Below are 19,597 nucleotides of genomic sequence, written 5' to 3' on the forward strand. Positions count from 1 at the left end.
TCTGGTGAATGAAGTTTCATTATATATATTCTTCCTATGCTTGTACATTTATTATAACATTTTATGTGATTATTGAATGATATGATGCTTGTCTTAATTTAAGTAAACCAAAGAAAGACACCGGCAAGTGCCAGAAGAACCACAACCATGAAAATAAAACGCAGTAATGGAAGATTCAGTTTCCAGCGCATTTTATGGTTGCCTTTATGTACTTCATTTCTTGGAGGAAGATTCAATATATCTATTTCAACAGATGCCTGTTCCAATTGTTCTTCCTCATCTGAGCCTGCTTGTCTGGTTTCTTCCGGTTTATGTTCTGTTATATCTTGAATAGCTTGTCTTAATGCTTCTGCCTGATCATTTTGTTTGGAACTCAATGCCATCACCTCATTTGTTTAACCGTATAACTAAACCAAGTAGAAAGTCAATAAAAAAATGCATGACAATAGGTACAATTAAATTAGCTGTATGTTCATAAACCCAGCCGATATAAAAACTTAAGGCTAATACAGCGGAAAATAGAACAGGCTTCTTAATATATCGTATGTGAACAGCAGCAAAAAGAATACTTGCAAATACATACCCAAAAGTTGTCTGGACAACACCTCTAAATAGAAGTTCCTCGCAAATGGCCACCGTCAGCGTGAATATAAAAATAAAACCAATCGGCTGATTTTTAAATATAAGTTCATTGATTCCGCCATCATCCCACCACTTTTTTGGCATTGTATACACGATAGCAATTTCAATTAAAACAATTATAACAGCAGATAAAAAACCAAAGATGAAAATTTCTTTTGTATCCCATTTGAAAAGGTGCATCCAATCGAAAAAGGAATCAAAAAGGAAAAAACTCATAATTATCCCTATCAGGAATAATAAACCTTGTGAAAAAAATAATTGAATCCTTCGCTCTTTGACGGGCATTTGCTTTAACAGGTCATATTGTTTCATCTTATACCTCTTCCAAATGTAAAATTCGCTGAAGTTTTTTACGCCAGTTCACAGGATAAGAGGCTTCTGCAGTTTTGAAAGACGATGAAGGCATCCACTTACTCCAATCAAATCCGCAATTGCTGCAGCATTGATCAGACGGCTTCTCAAATCCATTTTGAAAAGGATGGTAAAGTGTTTTCCGCAAACAATTCTTTGTCTGGATCCATTGATACAATTCATTGAGCTTCTTGTTTTTATATAATTGTCTTTTCTCCAGATAGTTCATGACACTAACTCTAACTTGCTTCCACTTCTCTTCATCTATCAACCATTCATTATCGCGAAGGAGCCCATGCTTTTGGAGCTGTCTTTGAATAAAACGTGCTGCTCCTTCGTTGATATCCAAAAGCATATGCAGCTGTTCTGGAGACGGTAAATCCATATGCTGACGCTGAAGGGCAACAATCGTCGAAACCAGATGGTCTATATTCTCTATCGCCGGCAGTTCATTTTTCACCATGTTCGCCGACAGACGAAAATCACCTTTCTGATAAAGAATCATACCGACACTGGATTTTCCATCTCTCCCAGCTCTGCCTACCTCTTGAATATATGACTCTATCTGAAGTGGAAGATGGTAGTGGATGACCAGCCGTATATCCGGTTTATTAATTCCCATTCCAAATGCGCTTGTACAGCAGATGATATCAATATGATTGCTCATAAATTGCGGTTGGACCCGCAGGCGCTCTGCTGCTTCCATTCCTCCGTGATAATAGGCAATATTTCGTTCCGGATGCTTGGCGGCCAGAGACAAAGCAACCTCCTCTGCAGCCTGTCTGCTTGTAAAATAGATTAATGTGGGAACAGCATACGATGCAATAATTTCTGTAATGCGCTCTAATTTTTCTTGATCATTTTCTGCTTCCTCTACACAAAAAGCAATATTTTTCCGATCCATTGGATAGATATGCTTTTTCATATCTGGTTTATGCAGGCTCTGGATAATGTCTCTTTGCACGTCTGGAGTTGCTGTAGCACTCAGCGCTAATACCCGCGGATGATTTAATGCTGCTATTGCTTCATGCAGCCGCTGATAATCTGGCCGAAACTCGTGTCCCCATTGTGAGATACAATGCGCTTCATCGACGACAAACAATTTAACAGGCAGCTGTTTCAAATAATTTAAATGTGCACTTTTTTGCAGCCACTCCGGCGAAACATAGATAAGCCGGTAAGCATCTAAATTTTTTAATATTCTCTGCTGTTCTTGAAAAGGTAAAAAACTGTTTAAAGCAATTACTTCTTTAAAGGAAGCCGCTTTTAATTCCTTTACTTGGTCGACCATTAAAGAAATAAGCGGTGATACAACAAGGGTGATGCCATCTAACAGCTTTGCAGGCAGCTGATAGCAGATAGATTTACCAGAGCCGGTGGGCAATACGCCGAGGACATCCTCTCCACGCAGGACATCAGAAATGATTTCTTTCTGTCCCTGACGAAAGAAATCATAATTAAAATGTTGATGTAATGCTTCTTCTAAGTGAATGATTCTCACCCCCTATTTATTATATAAGACCAGTGCCAAGCGAATTTGGAAGTAGCTGATATCCGGATGAACATTATTTTTAATTTCTTTTAAACGATAGGTTTGCTTTTTATGTACAACTTCTTTAATTTCTTCGTAAATCGTTGAATCTAAGTAATCAAAAAAAGGAAACGCTTCTTCATGCATGGCAATCTCCACAAAATGATCCTGTATCGTATTTGCTTTTAACCGGCGAATTTGAATGATTTCCTCAAAAGTATGCTGTTTTTTCAATAACCGGCGTGTAAATTGTGCTGTTTGGCTTAAAGGTGTATCCGCAGTACCCAAGTCTTTAGCGAAAAGCTTAAGCATTGAATATTCTTCGCCATACTCCTGTACGTATAATAAATGATAAAACACCTTCTGCAAGGTTAAATAACAATCTGGAATAGACTGCTGATAATCCTGGGAAAGCTGCTGCAAACTGCTTCCATAGGAAGAAAAACTCGTCAGACGGTCAACAAACATCGAGGCTTCTAAATCAGACACCATCGATAAGGCATGTTCTAATTCCTTATACAGCTGCTGAAGCAATACCATGGAACGATGCTTATATTGTTTATAAAAGCCTTTTACAAATTGTTCGATTTCGTGATTATCTGTAATAGGAATGAATCGATATTCGTTCTTAGCAATGTTTGTAAAGGTCTGAATGAAAAGCAGAAACCGCTGCTTGAAGGACTCAATCATGTTTTTGTAAGTCGAACCATAAAATCCAGCAATCGTTGTTTTATTGGCTGTAAGCCACTCCTGTCCTTTTTTTGTTATTTGCAGCCTCTGCTCGTCATCCGCCAGCAAATAATTCCTCTCCAGTAATTGTTGCAGCTGTTGATAATAGTCTGTTTTCGTTAAATCAGGATAAATGCCGTAGTAGTCAGCAATATGATAAAATCTGGCATCCTGTATAGTCTGAATGGCTTTTTTCCCGATTAAAAGATTGTAAACACTGGAGGTTGTACGATCTTGATTTATTTTTTGGAAACATTCAATAAGAATCCCTTGAAAAAGCATCCTGACACCACCATTCATACAAAAGCATTCTCTTAAAAAGTTATAATACAGACTCTTTCATCCAATTGATTAATAAACCCTCTTGATACAAATCTCCAGGATAATCCATTTTCTCTATCCTGTCATTTTCATAAAGGTATTGTAATAATTCATTCATTGCACCCATATATTCCTGATACAGAAATTCATAACTGATGGTTTCCTTAGGCATGATATTATCCGCACAGACTTTGGGATTCGTATAATTCACATAGGTTCGGCACGGCAGCGGGCGTACTTCATAGACCATACAAGCATTCGTTTTCAAGTTCAAAAATGGGCATGGGAGCTGCTCTTTTTTGTATTTGTATTTTGCATCTGGATCAGAAATGATATCGATGCCACTTAGCTGCTCTACTTTTTCTTCATAAACTTGATAATAATCGCTAAGATGATTTTCAATAAAATGCTTTCGATCTGCAGGCATTTTAGAAATAGCATCTTTGATCAGCATAGCTTCCATCTTATTTGTAATAATTGGAAAGTAGCAGCAAAAAGCACAGCCCATCTGACATGTTGGCATAAGATCAGCTGTCGATTCCATATCACTGATTTCTTCACTTACCGCCTGAAGCAGCTGAGCGAATGCTTGAGCAATTTTATCATCCGCTGACACATCTTCTTTAACCAGGATGCCATCGACGATTTCATCAAATCGTTCCTGGTTTATTTCATATTTTGCATTTATCTCCTCGCATTTGAGCAGAATTTCTTCATAGGTTAAAAATATAGACATTTGTTTGACTCCTGTTTTTATATCATAAAAATTCATTTGATTTCATAGAAAAGTATATCACGAATGGATGGATGTTTATATATGCAGGATGATAAATGATATTTCTTTCAAGCGGATTTTCACCTCTGCTGAATGAGACTACTTTAACTAAGTTTGTCAGATTAATGCCACCGTTGGCGAAAACAATACGCTTTCCATGTTTTCCCCAGCCAGATAGTTTCACTTACATTCTTTCTTGATATTGGAGCCTTGCAGTCAGCTGCACTTCGATAAAATGCGTGTCTGGAAAGGATAAGAAAAAAGCGTATGTTTTCATTGCTTTAATAGCAATGGGCTTTTTCTACTCCTTCACTAATTTACTTCAAACTTCCATTTTCTTCGCAATAGCCAGCTTAGCGACATGTATTTTCTTTATTATTGTTCTATCTGTCTGGTACAGGAAAAGAAATAAACAATAAAACGACCGAAAAGGCTGCCGTTTAGCAGTTTTTCGATCGTTTACCGGTTAATCCTTTATTCGAAATCTATTTTTGGCATATCTTTGAAATAATGCATGAAGCAATGGATATAAAAGAGTGATAAACACTGCATTACCAATTGCATGTGCTGTGTCAAAAGGAAGTCCTGCCAAATAATATGGCCAAAAATATCCTGTTACATGATACGTGGTTAAAGAAATAATAAATCCGTAAAAATAACCGCTGACCACAGAAAAAATAATTATAAAAATAAATGGTACTCTTTTCCAAGTGATTCCCATGATACCTGCGATTATGCCAATGACACACCATGAAATAATTTGCCAGACAGTCCAGATTCCCATTCCAAGCAGCATATTAGAAAGAAATACTACTAATATTCCTAATATAACAGCTGACATTGGTCCAAGGAAAATACCTGTTAAAATAATAATTGCGGTAACAGGCTGAACATTAGGGATAAATTGAAACGCATATCTGCCTACAACAGCCAGTGTTGCAAGGAGTGCAAGTAATGTCAGCTTGTATGTGTTCATTTCTTATTCCATCGATTGTAAATCAAAGATAATTTCTTCGCCGCCATTCAATTCATATTCTCCAGCGCCGACTTCTGCAGCTTCACCATCTACAAAATACATCCAATATTTTCCTTCATCTGCATCATCTGATACACGTTCAATAGAAGTAATAAAGCCGCTGTCTTCCTCTACATAGAAAGTATCCTTCATCACATCCAAAAGAATATCTCCTTCTTCTACTTGTACGACCTCTTCTGATACATTCTCGTTTCCTTCATCAATCGTTATCGTTATACGTACTTCATCTTCGGCAAGTTCCTGAGCTTCTCCGCTTGACTCATTGGTGCTTACCGAAGTATTAGAGCTTTCATTTTCTTCAGCTCCCTCATCATTACCACATGCCGCAAGAAAAACGAAGGATAACAGCATAATACTTAAAAACTTCAGCCACTTATTCATTTCTTATCTCCCCCCTATAGCCAGCTCCATCTTATTCGTAAAGAAAGTCTGACCGGCTGTGAACCTATATCAGTACCCTGTCCGCTGCCGTTTCTTTATTTTAATATATAGAGCTGGAGAAAGAGAAGGCATGCCAACTGAGGCGACCTTCCCGTCTCTCAATAGATATTTAAATATACCGTTATATTATCATATCTTTCCTTTTTTAGGAATGTTTCATAGGTATTTCAAAACTAAAAGTTGTGCCAATATCCAGTCTGCTTCTCACTTGAATTTTCCCTTGATGGGCTTCAATAATATTTTTGGCAATAGAAAGTCCCAGGCCAGTTCCCTGTTTCTCTTTCTTTACTCTTGATTTATCCGCTTTATAAAAACGTTCAAAAACAAATGGCAGATCCTCCTCTGGAATGCCGCTGCCGTTGTCTTCTACCTCCACATGAAGGAAATCGGAATTACTAAGCGCATGTACTTCTACCTTTCCGCCTTTTTCCGAATGACGAATGGCATTATCAATTAAATTGGTCAATACTTGTTCGATACGATCCGCGTCCATCTCCCCGATTTGTTCATGCATATCTAACGTTAAGGTGAGCTCCACTTCGTTATCCTGGGCGATACCTTGAAATTTATGAACAATACGCTCTACAAAGGCCTGAACAGCAACAGAATCAACATGGAGCTGGATTTGCCCTGCTTCCATCCGTGCTAAATCAAGTAATTCATTAACTAGTCTGCCCATCCGGAGCGATTCCTCATAAATAATTTTAGCCAGCTCATTCTTGTCTTCTTTTGTTTCGGCAATATCATCAACGATGGCTTCACTATACCCTTGAAGCATGGAAATAGGCGTACGTAATTCATGTGACACATTTGCGATAAAGTCCTTGCGCAATTTATCAAGGCGGCGCTCTTCTGTCATATCACGGATAACAGCAACACAGCCGCGGACATGAGATTCATCATATAAAGGAGTGACGAGCATCACATAGTTCCTTCCTTGTAGAACAGACTCCTTTAAAACCGCTCTTTCTTCAGCTATCACTTCATTAAGCGCATCCTTGAGTTTTGTCGGAAGCTGTCTCTCTTTATGTTCTCCCTGTTTATGCTCATAATTCCAATTATCTAAATACGCTTCCGCAGGCGGGTTGATGACAACAATTTCACCATCTCTGTTCAATGTAAAGACACCATCGGCCATGGAGCTTACAATACTTGATAATTGCTCTTTCTCCTGCCTCAAAGCTTGAATATGATAATTAAGCTGGCTTCCCATCCGGTTAAATTCAATCGCTAGATCACCGATCTCGTCCCGTGTCAGCACAGGTACTTTCGTGTTGAACTCCCCGCGGGTCAAATTATAAGCTGCCTCCCGCATTTTAATTAATGGTGCTGTAACCCGGGATGATAAGAATACGGCAAAAAAAGTTGTTAAGAGAATAGCAATTCCGCCGCTCAATAAAATCAGCTTGGTTGTCTGATCTCTTGTTTCGTTAATCATATCCAATGATTTAAATACAAATACTGCCCCGCCGTCCTCTAGAGGAGAGCCTACCGAAATAACCTCATTTTCGTCCACGACTAATCCTTGTGAACTCTGTGATGCCACCTGGCTGGTCAAGTTTTGTGCTTCTGCATCGTTTATTATCCACGATTCATTAATAAAATCCAAATCCGTATCCTCAGTGCCCGAAATCCACTGTTCCTCATCAGCATAATAAATGACAACACGGCTGGAAGGATCTCTCAGCATTTCTGTTGCATCCTCAATAAATTCCGTATCATAATCTGAATCTACCAACGAAGAAATTTTCTCAGACATTTGTGACATATCATTTTCAGCTTCTTGTATATGATAATTTTCAAAGAACTGCATTAAAAAAAACATCAATACACATAACACAAAGGATACTAATAATAAAATCGTTAATGATAATTTTCCGACAACGCTTTTCCAAAACATCAGTCTTGTTCAACCTCAAATTTATAGCCGATTCCCCACACTGTCACAATCATCTTCGCAGCTTCGGAAGAAACAGAATTTAGTTTTTCGCGTAGACGCTTCACATGTGTATCGACTGTACGAAGATCGCCGAAGAACTCATATTGCCATACTTCTTTTAATAATTGCTCCCGATTAAATACTTTATCCGGAGAGTTTGCCAGAAAACAAAGCAGCTCATATTCCTTTGGTGTTAAGCTGACTTCCTGATTATCTGCTGTAACCCGGTGTCCATCATGGTCAATAGTCAAGTGTGGAAACACTAATAGATTTTTGGCAGTCGTATCGGATTGCTGATAATTCAAGTTAGAAACTCTGCGCAGAATCGCTTTCACCCGTAATACTGCTTCTCTCGGGCTGAACGGCTTCACAATATAATCATCTGCACCTACTTCAAATCCCTGCACACGATTCGATTCTTCTCCGCGAGCTGTCAGCATAATAACTGGTGTATCCTTTTCTTTTTTCAGCTCCTCACATACTTGGATGCCATCCATTTCCGGCATCATAATATCTAAAATAATAGCGCTGTAATTATTTTGCAGAGCCATTTCCAAGGCAGTCTTCCCATCTGCCGCTTCATCTATTTCAAAGTCCTCTTTTTCTAAGTACATTTTTATTAAACGTCGAATTCTTTCTTCATCATCTACCACTAATAATTTCTGTGCTTCACTCATTTATATTTCACTCCTCATATCAACTCTAATTAGCATTATAAACGAACCCGTTTGAAAAGTTAAGGAATTAAGAGCATTCCTCTCTGTTATGACGCCTATTAAATTTATGTCCATAGAAAAAAGAATTGCTACCAGCTCTGTGATAACAATTCTCTTTTCTATCGCACACCCTTCCTGCATTCTTCTGCAACTTACATTATGCGTAAGAGTGCAGACTGGCAAGGACCAGGTTTACGACAATCAGATTGAACATAATAATGGCAAAACCAACAACCGCAAGCCAGCCTGATTTTTCCCCATGCCAGCCTCTGGATAGCCGCAAATGCAGGAATGCTGCATAAAAAAGCCAGGTAATTAATGCCCATACTTCTTTTGGATCCCAGCCCCAGAACCTTCCCCAGGCAATCTGGGCCCAAATCGCCGCGAATATTAAACCGCCTAAAGTAAAGACAGGGAAACCGATTGCCACTGAACGATACATAATTTCATCCAGCATATCCGGTTTGACCCCTTTCAGAAGAGGCTGCAGTCTTTTCCCGATTCGTTTGCGGGAAATTAAAAAGGCAATTCCATAAATAATACTTCCTCCAAAGAATGACCAAATCACCGTATTAAATTTTCTGCCTGCATCATCACCATGCATCCAGCCAGGCACTTCAAACCACGGACTCATAACATTTTCCGATAATAACGTGCTGTCCTGAGGGGCTGCAATAGGCGGAAGATGATATTCCGCAACGGTTTGCTGTCCGTTCCCTTCCACTTCAAAGGTTGCTTGATACGAAACAGCATTAAATATGCTTGTCATGACAATAAATCCAACAAATAAAAAGATACCATAAATAACTAGTTCCAGCATGGTATTACGCAGTGTTGCTCTGGTTTGGTCAATCTGCCGAATTAAATACATTAATCCGGCAACAAAGCTGATAAATAAAATGCCCTGTGCCAAAGATACTGTCGAAACATGAATTGGGAGCCAATAACTTTGTAAAGACGCTACCAATGGCGCCACATCTGACGAGAACATACTTGCATATGCAATAATAATCGTAGCCAAAGGTAAAGCAAATACCCCTAAAAACGCTGTTTTATAGTAGATGTAAATAATAATAAATGCTAAAATCATCGACATCCCTAAAAAGGTTGTAAACTCAAAAAGGTTACTCACCGGCGCATGACCAGTCATCACCCATCTTGCTATAAAGTATACGAGCTGCGAAGCGAAACCAATTATTGTAATAACTAAACCGATAGTCCCTGCTTTTGTTTTCTGATGACGCTCGTTTTTATTTTGACGAATTGCTCCTCCAAAAAAGAAGGTGGCAACCAAATATAAAAGAAAAGCAATAAGCAGGGCGGTACTGCTAACACTGTATATACCCATTCATTTACCTCCAATCCTTTCTCAACCATTTCATTTTTACTCATCTAACTCCTGCTGGTCTTTCACCATAGTGACATTCGTACCTTCTACTGCTTTTTCAATATCACGTTTGAGTCCGAACCAGTTTTTGTTTGTATGAGCTGCGAGAAGCAGTGTATTGTCCTTTTGTTTATTAATCCAAATACGCCGGTGCTGCCAGTACATTCCCTGAATAACCCCAATCATAAAGATCATAGCACCAATTAAAAAGAAAGGAAGCGTCCGATCGGAACTAACTGTAATACCGCTGACATCCCTGAATTCCACACCGTCAATTGCTACTTTGTATTGGTTCTCTCCTGTAGCATCTACATTCATGCCAATTCCAAGAAAGCTGACCTCTCCTTCTTCTGAATCAGGAGGATACACAGTCACTACAAATGCCGGATTTCTGGGATAGTCTGTTTCTGAAGCCGGTGTTCCTTCTTCCGTCATAATATAATCTGGATAATAATTCGTTAACTCTACCTGGAAACCACTGTCTAATTCATACACCCGGTCTGGATTAGTTAAGTCAATCGTGAAAGAGTCTAGAGATTCTTGCGTTTCATCATCTTCTTCATGAATATAAAAAGTCATATTTTCAAATTCATTTAACTGATAACCTTGTTGATATAAGGTGTATCCATCAAATTTTGCCGGATTATTCATTTGGATTGAGTAATCAAGAATTGGCTCCAGCTCCGGTTCAGCACCAACGATATCCGCATTCGTTGCTTCATAAATAACAACATCGGTCTGGAAATTCGTTGCAATTTCATCATCAACAGATCCCTCTTGAAAACCGTCTTCTCCTTCTCCATTGTGTGTTTCCACAATAAAGTCTTTATTCTCTATGTAATACTGGTTATCTGTGCCGGGAATAACTCTCTGCTCCCCTTCACGAAGCCACATATAATCTTCAGAGAACATGATAGGTGTCGTACGCAAAATAGCTGCAATTAATACAATAATTAAACCAATATGATTTACGTAAGGACCCCATCTTGAAAACCGGCCTTTCTCAGCTAATATATGGCCATCTTTTTCTGTTATTTTATATCTGGAATTCTTTAAACTCTTTACCAGCTTGTCTACATCCGCATCAGCTGCATTAGCTGATTCACTGTATAATCGCTGTCTGGATAAAAACTTCTTGTGTTTTTTAGGCTTCTGATGTTTTAATGCCCGGTATAGCGGAACAAAACGGTCTAAGCTGGCTATGACCAGCGAAATACCTATTAACGCGATTAAAGTGATAAACCACCAAGAACTGTACATATGATGGAATCCTAACTGATAATACATCAACCCTAAAATACCATACGTTTCTTCATAAAAAATGGCAGGGTCTCTTGATACAGCATCCTGCGGGATAAATTGTTCCTGCGGATAAATCGTACCCATAATCGAGGCAATTAACGCTAAAACAATCAGCCATACCCCTACTTTTACAGAAGAGAAAAAACTCCAAATCTTATCAATGATTGATTTCTGATATGTTTGTGAACGGCGGGCACTGCCATCATATCGCATATTCAACAGTTTTTTATCATCATTTCCGTCGATATGCTGATTTCCCTCTACCGGTTTTCCGCACGCTTCACATAATACGGTACCTTCAGGATTCATGTGGCCGCATTCACATTTTATTTTATTCATTGTCTGCCCCCATTCTCATGGATTATCATGATGCATCCGGTGTGATTGCGTCTAAATGCCCCTCTAATCTTTCTAATGTCAAAGCTCCTTGGACAACCTCATTTATCGTACCATCCGGATTAATGAAGAAGGTTGTCGGCATCGGCCTGATTCGATACAAGTCTCTGACATCCGAATTTGTATCATGCGGAATAGCGAAAGTCAACCCATAATCTTCAATAAAATTATCAATAACTAATTCGGTTCCATCTAGACTGACTGCTACAATTTCAACGCCTTTTTCCTTGTATTTCGGATATAATTCCTGCATATACGGCATTTCGTCTTTACACGGTCCGCACCATGTTGCCCAAAAGTTTAGCATAACCCCTTTGCCTTCGAAATCGCTGAGCTGTGTAACATCTTCATCAACTGCGTCATTTACTTGAGTCAATTGAAAATCAGGAGCAGCGTCGCCTGCACGGTATATCTCATCCTCGTCCTTTGAATTTGAAAATAGTGCAAATATGACTGCGCCAACCAACACAACTAATATAGAAGAACGAAAAATGAAGCGATTTCGTTTCTTTTTTTGTTTTTGAATATCTCTTTCTTCCCTGCTCATAGTTTTCCGTCCCCCTTTCCCAACTCATTATAACATTGACTAAAGCGTTTAAATTTGAATATTATCTTACAATTTTGTGGACATATTCCGAAGCTGATTGACTTCTTTCGGCGTGAGTGCTCTATATTCACCGGCATTTAATCCGTGCAGTGTCAAAAAGCTATATTGCTCACGCTTCAGTTTCATTACTGGAAAGTCAATCGCTTCCAGCATTCTTCGCACCTGTCTGTTTTTGCCCTCATGCAGCGTCAATTCAATAATGGAAGTTTTCTTTTCTTTGTCATTGGAAAGCATATGAACATCGACGGCTTTTAATTTCTCTCCATCAGATACAACACCCTTCCGTAATTTTAACAATTCCTTTTTATGAGGAATACCTTTGATTTTTGCTACATACACTTTATTAATCTCTTTACTTGGGTGCATCAGCTGATTAGCGAATTCCCCATCATTCGTTAACAGTAATATTCCTGATGTATCATAGTCCAGCCGGCCAACCGGAAAAATGCGTTCTTCGACTTCCGGAAGAAAATCGGTAACTACTTTTCTATTTTTATCATCTTTCACGCTGGAGATGACCCCTCTAGGCTTATACAGCAAATAATATACAAATTCCTCTTTTTCTAGCGGAACCCCATCTACCTCTACTTTATCCTGGGAGGTTACCTTTACCCCCATCTCTGTAACGATTTGATCATTTACTTTTACTTTTCCATCAAGAATCAATTGCTCAGCCTTTCTTCTGGATGTCACTCCGCTTTGAGCAATAACCTTTTGTAATCTTTCTTCATGCTTTGACATATAAATCTCCTATCTTTTTCTTTTATTTTCCCCAAAATGGATAACATACTGTAACTGATATCCGAGCTCCAATCCATGTATCGCTTTCTTATATTATACTATTTTCACTTGTTATACCTAATAATCTGCTGTTTTCACAAAAATAAGAAAGCCTATGATAAAGATATTTTTTCACATATCTTCATCATAGCCTTATTTTATCTGTTAGGAAAGTATAATTTTAGGGAAAAGGTATTTCCACTTCAGCTGATTATTTACCCAAACATCATTGTAACAAGAAATACAGCTGCAAGTATAGCAATTAAATCAGCTAATAATCCTGCCTGCAGTGCATAACGAATTTTTTTAATACCGATTGCACCGAAATAGATGGTAAGTACATATAAGGTAGTATCCGTGCTTCCCTGCATAACCGAAGCAATTGTCCCGATAAAAGAATCCGGCCCGTAGGTGGCAATGATTTCAGTTGTCATCCCTAACGCTGCAGTTCCGGAGATTGGGCGGATGAGTGCAAGGGGTAAAACTTCTGCTGGAAAACCAATAAAGGCTAGCAGAGGAGATAATATATCTACAAACGCATCTAACGCCCCGGAGCTGCGCAATATCGAAATAGCAGTAATCATTCCTACTAAAAAAGGGAGTAAAGAAACAGCTGTTTTTACGCCTTCCTTTCCTCCTTCCACAAACAAATCATATGCCGGTAATCTCTTCATGCTTGCCGCGATCATAATGAACAAAATAAAACAAGGAATCATCCAAATACTAATTACACTGATAAACCCCATCATGATTTCCTCCACGTACTCTTATAATAAAAAAACCGATCAATAATCAGTCCGGCAATGGTACCAATACAGGTAACCAATAACGTCACTCCGACAATTTCAGTAGGAGAAGCAGATTCGTATTGCATCCTGATACCGATAACCGTTGTGGGGATTAGTGTCAGTCCGGTGGTGTTTAAAATAAGGAAAGTTATCATTGAACGAGATGCTGTTTCTGAATGCTTATTTAGTTTTTTCATTTCCTCCATTGCTTTAATTCCTAAAGGGGTAGCAGCGTTGCCCAGCCCAAACATATTTGCAGTTAAATTAGATAAAATATAGCCCAACGCCGGATGATCCTTAGGTATTTCCGGGAATATTTTCGAAATAAGCGGACGAAAAATTTTGGCAAGTCCCCGTAAAATACCCGCTTCTTCCGCAATGCGCATCATGCCCAGCCAAAATACCAGGATACTAATCAATCCTATAGCCAACGTAACCGCCTGTGCGGCACTTTCAAAAATAGCTTCATTCACCGCTTCCATATTGCCTGAAAACATTGCATAAATAATTCCAATGGCAGCCATGCAGATCCAAATCCAATTAATCATTTGCATCCCACCTTATTATCGAATGAAATACATGCATTACCTCACTCAACAAATCTTCCTCATGATGCACGTGATGCGCATTACTTGTCTGAAGCGCCGGCCGGTTTTGTTCGAGATAAACATCCTTTGCCCAGTCATCATGCCTATTTTTATAAAGCGGTACCTGGACAGTATCTTTTGTTGTCTCCCTATTTGTTATCGTTTCCCCGTTCATATCGATTTCTTTCATTTCAAACTGGTCAAATCCCCATTCAAACATCGAAATATGATCCTGCCAGTCGTTTGGAGCATCCAGTGTTACTGCAATTAACTCCATTCCATCCTTCTCCGCAGTGGTAATAAGCGTCCGGCCTGTCTGCTTGGTGTACCCTGTTTTCCCTCCAGTACAATATTCATAAAAATAGGTCAGCAGCTTGTTTTTATTTTGCCAGTGGTACGTCCTGTTCTCCGATAAATAACTGGTTTCCCCGCTTATCTCTTGAAAAATTGGATTTTCCATTGCATATTGCATGAGAATCGCCATATCATGAGCGCTTGAATAATGTGTATCAGAATCTAACCCATGTGGATTATCAAAGTGTGTATTCTCCATCCCCAGCCATTTAGCCTTTTCATTCATTAAATAGACGAATCCTTCTTCACTTCCGCCAACATGCTCCGCAATTGCTACAGCAGCGTCATTACCTGAACGGAGCATCAGTCCATACACTAAATCTGTCAGCTTCATCTTTTCGCCCTGCTCTAGATAAATTGATGAGCCTTCTGTATAAATGGCATTTCTGGAAACCGTCGCCTGTTCATTCATTTTTCCAGACTCCACAGCAATAATTGCAGTCATTATTTTAGTAATGCTTGCTATTGAAGCTGGTTCCTCTGCATTTTTTTCAAATAAAACTCTGCCTGAGGACTGTTCAATTAAAATAGCATGCTGTGCGGATACATTTACCGCAGCATGTCCATGAATTGGGAATGATAAAAAACTAATGATAATGACAATTATCCATATAAACAAACGCATCAGCTTGGCTCCTCCTCATTAAACACTGCATTATTTCTAACTCCTTGTCTGCCAGCCAGTCATAACATGCTTCTTGTTTATTTATATGTGAGGAACAAGCTATTATGTATATTGGGGACGAAAAAACCTTACAGATAAGCGGGAATCACTTATCTGTAAGGTCTTGTTATTTACTCGTTCGGAAACTGGTCGAAAAATAAATCAACATCGGATGCATCCGCTTCAGAGTCTAAGGAGGTTTCTAATTCCGGTAACTCTTCAAGCGTAGACAAACCAAAAAAGGTGAGAAATTCCTTTGTTGTTCTAAAAAGAGTCGGGCGGCCGACTGTTTCTTTTCTTCCACATTCCTCTACTAACATCCGGGATACTAAGGTTTGCAAAGGTCTTTCACTGCGGACACCCCGTATCTCATCGATTTCTGTCCGTGTGATCGGCTGCTGATAAGCAATGATTGCCAATGTTTCTAACGCAGCCTGAGACATCCTGCTTGGCTTGGGCTGAATAACCCATTTCTTAAAATATTCACTGTGAACCGGTTTGGTTGTTAAGCTGAGCATCCCATTAGCATTGAGAATCATCAGCCCCCGATTCTGTTCTTTATAATCTGTTTGAAGCTCATCTACAATTTGACGAACCTCATCTAAGGAAACATCAAGGACATTGCTCAGCTCGCTCACGGTTATTCCTTCATCACCGCCGGCAAATAACAGGCCTTCCGCAACCCCTTTTAAATAATCTAATTCCACGATGACTCCTCCATGCTATAAACATATAATTCTTCAAAATGATTTTCTTGCATTGCATATACTTCTCTTTTTTTCATTAATTCCAAAACAGCTACAAAAGTGGATACGATATATGATTTCGTAGGAACAGGAAATAAAGCATAGAATGTAATGCCATTTTTACTGCTTTTAACCTGCTGCAGTACTTCATCCATCCGTTTTTCTATCGGTATTTCCGTTCGTTCGATAACGGTATCTTGCGGCTCTTTCCATTGATTTCGCTGCATCATTTTTTTCAAAGCGCCAATCATATCAAAAACAGAAGCATTCCCTGCATTCACATTTTCAGGCAGAACATCTTTAAAATCAAAAACAACTGGCGAGCGCGTATAGACCTGCTGCTCTTTCGCCTCTTTTTCTTTTAATGCTTCCGCAGCTTCTTTATATTTTCGATATTCAATTAAACGCTGCATCAGTTCTTCACGGGGATCCTCCATATATGCTTCATCCATCTCTTCCTCTTCGAATTCCTGCTTGGGAAGAAGCATCTGGCTTTTGATCGCCAGCAAGGTAGAAGCCATTACCAGATATTCGCTGGCAATATTTAATTCCAAATGCTGCATCGTATGAATATAATCCATATACTGTTGTGTAATCTGAGCAACCGGAATGTCATAAATATCGATTTCATAGTGATTTATTAAATGAAGCAATAAATCTAATGGTCCTTCAAATTTTTCTAATTTAACTTCATATCCTTGAATCATCGCTGTAATTCCTCTCAAGCTGACCAAAACAATGCATCATTTACTTTAAAAAGTAATAATTTAATTGCAAAAGCCCATACACTATTTGCTCAGCTTACATAAGTTATAACGTAATATAAATGTTAGCACAAAACATTTATGGATTGAACTAAAAAGGAGGAAATAAAATGAGTGGTTATTCTGGTGGTTACGCAGGTGGATTTGCTTTAATCGTTGTACTATTTATTTTATTAGTAATTGTAGGAGCAGCTTGGTACTAAAATACTTGAAATAAATAGACTTTGCAACGAATGAAAAGCCAACCCGTATCAGGGTTGGCTTTTATCATCATCCTTTGCTTTCTCGTAAAAGGCTTTTACACTTTCAGAGGGCACAATCTCGTATTTATTTGAATAAATACGATGAATCTCAGCAATCATTCGTGAACCGATTCCATGATCCCGATGAGATGGATTCACGGTAAGGTGGTTAATAACCAATTGATTGTCATCCACGATTTGTACGCCGATTGCTCCGAGGACATCATCGCCTTCTTTCCACAAATGTAAATGCAAATCTTCATTTTCTTCATATTCACGAATCGTTTCTTGCAATTTTTTTACATCTTTTTCCTCAGGCATAAATGATAATAAGCCCATAGCAATTTTTTCTAAGTTTCTTTTAAAGCGAATTAACATAATTACCCCTCATTAAATTTCTTGTATGGTAATCCTTTTAAATTTTAATCAGTATTTACTCTGAAAGTATAACGCATTTCCAATATAATGAAAAGCACCATTTTAAAATTTAAGTAAAAACAACGATAACGATGAAGCGAGAAATATAATGTTATCCTTCGACACGAATCTCTTTCATTACATCTCCGTTAGACATTGCTTTTGCTAGCTCAACACCGGAGGTCACTTTTCCAAAAACTGTGTGAACGCCATTTAAATGCGGCTGCGGCTCATGAACAATGAAAAATTGAGAGCTTCCTGTATCTTTTCCGGCATGCGCCATAGATAAAGAGCCTTCCTCGTGTTTATGCGGATTCCCTTCTGTTTCACATTTGATTGTATATCCCGCAGAACCTGTACCATTACCGACTGGACAGCCGCCCTGGCTGACAAAACCGGGGATTACGCGATGAAAAGTCAATCCATCATAAAATTTTTCATTCGCTAATTTTTCAAAGTTAGCTACAGTTCCCGGCGCTTCATTTGGATACAATTCAAATTCAATTTTATTTCCATTTTCCATTTCGATATAACCTTTTTTCATTTCAGCAAATCTCCTTCTAAAAACAATTATACTTTATTTTACCACTTATTCCGTTCAAGTAAAGCTCTTTATCCCATCATAAGACAGATCATTTTTAACAATATCTTGATATGTTTCTCTCTTGACGACAAGGTGATCCTGCCCTTCTTCAATAAACACAACAGCAGGTTTGGTCAAACGATTGTAATGGCTTGCCATCGAGTAATTATACGCTCCTGTCGAGAATACAGCCAGGATATCCTTATCTTCAATACGCGGCACTGGAAGGTCCCAAATCAGCATATCGCCAGATTCACAGCACTTCCCTGCAATAGAAACTTCTTTTTCCGGACTGGCTTCCGGACGATTTGCAATCACCGCATCATATTTTGATTGGTATAGTGCAGGGCGAATATTATCTGTCATCCCGCCATCAATGGAATAATATTCTCTCACACCAGGAATTTTTTTGTTAGATCCGATTGTATATAACGTAATTCCTGCATCGCCTACAATGGAGCGGCCGGGCTCAATCCAAATCTCTGGAAATTTCATCTTATATTTATCGCAATTTTCTTCCACGCTGTCAATCATATCTTTCACATATTCCGCCAGCGGAAGCGGCTGGTCATCTTCGGTATAACGAATGCCGAATCCTCCACCTAAATTTAACACATCCGCTTCAAATTTGTATTTCTGCTTCCAATCTTCCAGCTTAGCAAAAAGGATAGCCGTTGCTGCTCGAAAACCATTTGTTTCAAATATTTGTGAACCAATATGACAGTGAAGGCCTTTCAGATGGATTCTCGGATGTCCCAACACCTTCTTAAGAGCAGCTTCTGCCTGTCCATTTTGCAGGTCGAACCCAAATTTAGAGTCTTCATTCCCTGTCATAATGTATTTATGCGTCTTTGATTCCACACCAGGGGTTACCCGGAATAACACATCCATCGTTTTCTCCTGTTTGATAAGCTCTTGGTCCAACAGTGCAATATCATGAAAATTATCAATCACGATACAGCCGATGTCATGCTCCACAGCCATCGCGATTTCCTTTTCATTCTTATTATTTCCATGCATATGAATTCTTTCAGCAGGAAACTCTGCTTGAAGTGCTGTATATAATTCACCTTCAGAAATCACGTCTAGACATAGTCCTTCCTGTTTGGCAACCTGTAGCATCGCAATAGTTGAAAAGGCCTTGCTCGCATAAGCAACCCTTCCGGTAATTCCAGCATCACGAAATGCTTGTACAAAAGCTCTGGCATGCTTTCGAATCATTTCTACATCGTAGACATATAAAGGTGTTCCATATTTTTCTGCTAATTCGATGGTGTCCACACCACCAATTTCTAAATGTCCCTTTGTATTGACGGTAAAGGGGTGTGCATCAAGTATCATTCTTTTTCCCCCATTGTTTAAATAATTAAATACTTTATCACAAGACAGTAAATAATGAAAGCAAAAAACAATACTTCAGCCAGAAGGAGATGAAACAATCAATAAGCTGTCATAAACAAAGGTTGAGGGATTGCTGTATTTCCTTTTCGCAGTCCCTC

At 38.8% G+C, this 19,597-nt stretch carries 22 protein-coding genes; 1 reads left to right on the forward strand and 21 read right to left on the reverse strand.

The window, feature by feature from the left end; genetic code table 11:
- Positions 1-98: 98 nt before the first annotated feature.
- The 18 genes from MKY45_RS12530 to MKY45_RS12615 all read right to left on the reverse strand — a co-directional run bounded on the left by MKY45_RS12530 (position 99) and on the right by MKY45_RS12615 (position 16,799).
- A complete protein-coding gene (locus tag MKY45_RS12530; RefSeq protein WP_042534193.1) occupies positions 99-377 on the reverse strand; it encodes a hypothetical protein in 279 nt (92 codons plus the stop codon).
- A 10-nt stretch (positions 378-387) separates the two neighbouring features.
- Positions 388-954, reverse strand: coding sequence for a CPBP family intramembrane glutamic endopeptidase (locus tag MKY45_RS12535; protein WP_341172989.1), 567 nt, complete (start codon positions 952-954; stop codon positions 388-390).
- A gap of 1 nt (position 955) precedes the next feature.
- Positions 956-2,494, reverse strand: coding sequence for a RecQ family ATP-dependent DNA helicase (locus tag MKY45_RS12540; protein WP_341172990.1), 1,539 nt, complete (start codon positions 2,492-2,494; stop codon positions 956-958).
- A 3-nt stretch (positions 2,495-2,497) separates the two neighbouring features.
- Positions 2,498-3,535: a helix-turn-helix domain-containing protein gene (locus MKY45_RS12545; protein WP_341172991.1), complete on the reverse strand. Its 1,038-nt coding sequence runs from the start codon at positions 3,533-3,535 to the stop codon at positions 2,498-2,500.
- 40 nt (positions 3,536-3,575) lie between these two features.
- A complete protein-coding gene (locus MKY45_RS12550; protein ID WP_042534197.1) occupies positions 3,576-4,310 on the reverse strand; it encodes a YkgJ family cysteine cluster protein in 735 nt (244 codons plus the stop codon).
- Positions 4,311-4,815: 505 nt separating this feature from the next.
- Complete coding sequence (locus tag MKY45_RS12555) at positions 4,816-5,325, reverse strand: ECF transporter S component (protein WP_256704723.1); 510 nt, start codon at positions 5,323-5,325, stop codon at positions 4,816-4,818.
- Between the two features lie 3 nt (positions 5,326-5,328).
- Entirely contained in the window at positions 5,329-5,766 is a 438-nt protein-coding gene (locus tag MKY45_RS12560) for a DUF4430 domain-containing protein (RefSeq protein WP_042534203.1), read from the reverse strand.
- Between the two features lie 205 nt (positions 5,767-5,971).
- Positions 5,972-7,726, reverse strand: coding sequence for an ATP-binding protein (locus MKY45_RS12565; RefSeq protein WP_042534205.1), 1,755 nt, complete (start codon positions 7,724-7,726; stop codon positions 5,972-5,974).
- Positions 7,726-8,442: a response regulator transcription factor gene (locus MKY45_RS12570; RefSeq protein ID WP_042534207.1), complete on the reverse strand. Its 717-nt coding sequence runs from the start codon at positions 8,440-8,442 to the stop codon at positions 7,726-7,728. The genes MKY45_RS12565 and MKY45_RS12570 overlap by 1 nt, the downstream gene beginning before the upstream one ends.
- 196 nt (positions 8,443-8,638) lie before the next feature.
- On the reverse strand, positions 8,639-9,829 hold the full coding sequence (ccsB, locus tag MKY45_RS12575; RefSeq protein ID WP_042534211.1) for a c-type cytochrome biogenesis protein CcsB: 1,191 nt from the start codon (positions 9,827-9,829) through the stop codon (positions 8,639-8,641).
- Between the two features lie 36 nt (positions 9,830-9,865).
- Positions 9,866-11,509: a cytochrome c biogenesis protein ResB gene (resB, locus tag MKY45_RS12580; RefSeq protein ID WP_341172992.1), complete on the reverse strand. Its 1,644-nt coding sequence runs from the start codon at positions 11,507-11,509 to the stop codon at positions 9,866-9,868.
- Between the two features lie 25 nt (positions 11,510-11,534).
- Positions 11,535-12,113 (reverse strand): thiol-disulfide oxidoreductase ResA, encoded by a 579-nt coding sequence (gene resA / locus MKY45_RS12585; protein WP_042534215.1) that lies wholly within the window; start codon positions 12,111-12,113, stop codon positions 11,535-11,537.
- 66 nt (positions 12,114-12,179) lie between these two features.
- Entirely contained in the window at positions 12,180-12,914 is a 735-nt protein-coding gene (locus MKY45_RS12590) for a pseudouridine synthase (protein WP_042534217.1), read from the reverse strand.
- 254 nt (positions 12,915-13,168) lie between these two features.
- Positions 13,169-13,699, reverse strand: coding sequence for a spore maturation protein (locus MKY45_RS12595; protein WP_042534219.1), 531 nt, complete (start codon positions 13,697-13,699; stop codon positions 13,169-13,171).
- Entirely contained in the window at positions 13,699-14,289 is a 591-nt protein-coding gene (locus MKY45_RS12600; protein ID WP_042534221.1) for a nucleoside recognition domain-containing protein, read from the reverse strand. The genes MKY45_RS12595 and MKY45_RS12600 overlap by 1 nt, the downstream gene beginning before the upstream one ends.
- On the reverse strand, positions 14,282-15,307 hold the full coding sequence (locus MKY45_RS12605; RefSeq protein ID WP_212928176.1) for a D-alanyl-D-alanine carboxypeptidase family protein: 1,026 nt from the start codon (positions 15,305-15,307) through the stop codon (positions 14,282-14,284). Before MKY45_RS12605 ends, MKY45_RS12600 begins: the two co-directional genes overlap by 8 nt.
- A 170-nt stretch (positions 15,308-15,477) precedes the next feature.
- Positions 15,478-16,053 (reverse strand): SMC-Scp complex subunit ScpB, encoded by a 576-nt coding sequence (scpB, locus tag MKY45_RS12610; RefSeq protein ID WP_193062193.1) that lies wholly within the window; start codon positions 16,051-16,053, stop codon positions 15,478-15,480.
- Entirely contained in the window at positions 16,044-16,799 is a 756-nt protein-coding gene (locus MKY45_RS12615; protein ID WP_226894687.1) for a segregation/condensation protein A, read from the reverse strand. The genes scpB and MKY45_RS12615 overlap by 10 nt, the downstream gene beginning before the upstream one ends.
- Before the next feature lie 167 nt (positions 16,800-16,966).
- Here MKY45_RS12615 and MKY45_RS12620 point away from each other — a divergent pair, with 167 nt between their 5' ends.
- Entirely contained in the window at positions 16,967-17,059 is a 93-nt protein-coding gene (locus tag MKY45_RS12620) for a YjcZ family sporulation protein (RefSeq protein ID WP_040981479.1), read from the forward strand.
- A gap of 48 nt (positions 17,060-17,107) precedes the next feature.
- Here MKY45_RS12620 and MKY45_RS12625 read toward each other — a convergent pair whose 3' ends face one another.
- The 3 genes from MKY45_RS12625 to lysA form a co-directional block, all read right to left on the reverse strand.
- Positions 17,108-17,476 carry a GNAT family N-acetyltransferase gene (locus MKY45_RS12625; protein ID WP_042534228.1) on the reverse strand — a complete coding sequence of 123 codons (369 nt, stop codon included), beginning with the start codon at positions 17,474-17,476 and terminating at the stop codon, positions 17,108-17,110.
- A 151-nt stretch (positions 17,477-17,627) separates the two neighbouring features.
- Positions 17,628-18,059, reverse strand: coding sequence for a peptidylprolyl isomerase (locus MKY45_RS12630; protein ID WP_042534229.1), 432 nt, complete (start codon positions 18,057-18,059; stop codon positions 17,628-17,630).
- A gap of 54 nt (positions 18,060-18,113) precedes the next feature.
- Positions 18,114-19,439 carry a diaminopimelate decarboxylase gene (lysA, locus tag MKY45_RS12635; RefSeq protein WP_042534232.1) on the reverse strand — a complete coding sequence of 442 codons (1,326 nt, stop codon included), beginning with the start codon at positions 19,437-19,439 and terminating at the stop codon, positions 18,114-18,116.
- Positions 19,440-19,597 lie beyond the last annotated feature (158 nt).

It is taken from the genome of Oceanobacillus sp. FSL K6-0251 (assembly GCF_038004725.1).
In the GTDB taxonomy this organism is placed as follows: domain Bacteria; phylum Bacillota; class Bacilli; order Bacillales; family Amphibacillaceae; genus Oceanobacillus; species Oceanobacillus oncorhynchi.

Coding starts and splice junctions, on each gene's coding strand:
- MKY45_RS12535 (WP_341172989.1), bottom strand. CDS start 954: ATGAAACAATATGACCTGTTAAAGCAAATGCCCGTCAAAGAGCGAAGG.
- MKY45_RS12545 (WP_341172991.1), bottom strand. CDS start 3,535: ATGCTTTTTCAAGGGATTCTTATTGAATGTTTCCAAAAAATAAATCAA.
- MKY45_RS12550 (WP_042534197.1), bottom strand. CDS start 4,310: ATGTCTATATTTTTAACCTATGAAGAAATTCTGCTCAAATGCGAGGAG.
- MKY45_RS12555 (WP_256704723.1), bottom strand. CDS start 5,325: ATGAACACATACAAGCTGACATTACTTGCACTCCTTGCAACACTGGCT.
- MKY45_RS12560 (WP_042534203.1), bottom strand. CDS start 5,766: ATGAATAAGTGGCTGAAGTTTTTAAGTATTATGCTGTTATCCTTCGTT.
- MKY45_RS12565 (WP_042534205.1), bottom strand. CDS start 7,726: ATGTTTTGGAAAAGCGTTGTCGGAAAATTATCATTAACGATTTTATTA.
- MKY45_RS12570 (WP_042534207.1), bottom strand. CDS start 8,442: ATGAGTGAAGCACAGAAATTATTAGTGGTAGATGATGAAGAAAGAATT.
- ccsB (WP_042534211.1), bottom strand. CDS start 9,829: ATGGGTATATACAGTGTTAGCAGTACCGCCCTGCTTATTGCTTTTCTT.
- resB (WP_341172992.1), bottom strand. CDS start 11,509: ATGAATAAAATAAAATGTGAATGCGGCCACATGAATCCTGAAGGTACC.
- resA (WP_042534215.1), bottom strand. CDS start 12,113: ATGAGCAGGGAAGAAAGAGATATTCAAAAACAAAAAAAGAAACGAAAT.
- MKY45_RS12590 (WP_042534217.1), bottom strand. CDS start 12,914: ATGTCAAAGCATGAAGAAAGATTACAAAAGGTTATTGCTCAAAGCGGA.
- MKY45_RS12595 (WP_042534219.1), bottom strand. CDS start 13,699: ATGGGGTTTATCAGTGTAATTAGTATTTGGATGATTCCTTGTTTTATT.
- MKY45_RS12600 (WP_042534221.1), bottom strand. CDS start 14,289: ATGATTAATTGGATTTGGATCTGCATGGCTGCCATTGGAATTATTTAT.
- MKY45_RS12605 (WP_212928176.1), bottom strand. CDS start 15,307: ATGCGTTTGTTTATATGGATAATTGTCATTATCATTAGTTTTTTATCA.
- MKY45_RS12615 (WP_226894687.1), bottom strand. CDS start 16,799: ATGATTCAAGGATATGAAGTTAAATTAGAAAAATTTGAAGGACCATTA.
- MKY45_RS12620 (WP_040981479.1), top strand. CDS start 16,967: ATGAGTGGTTATTCTGGTGGTTACGCAGGTGGATTTGCTTTAATCGTT.
- MKY45_RS12625 (WP_042534228.1), bottom strand. CDS start 17,476: ATGTTAATTCGCTTTAAAAGAAACTTAGAAAAAATTGCTATGGGCTTA.
- MKY45_RS12630 (WP_042534229.1), bottom strand. CDS start 18,059: ATGAAAAAAGGTTATATCGAAATGGAAAATGGAAATAAAATTGAATTT.
- lysA (WP_042534232.1), bottom strand. CDS start 19,439: ATGATACTTGATGCACACCCCTTTACCGTCAATACAAAGGGACATTTA.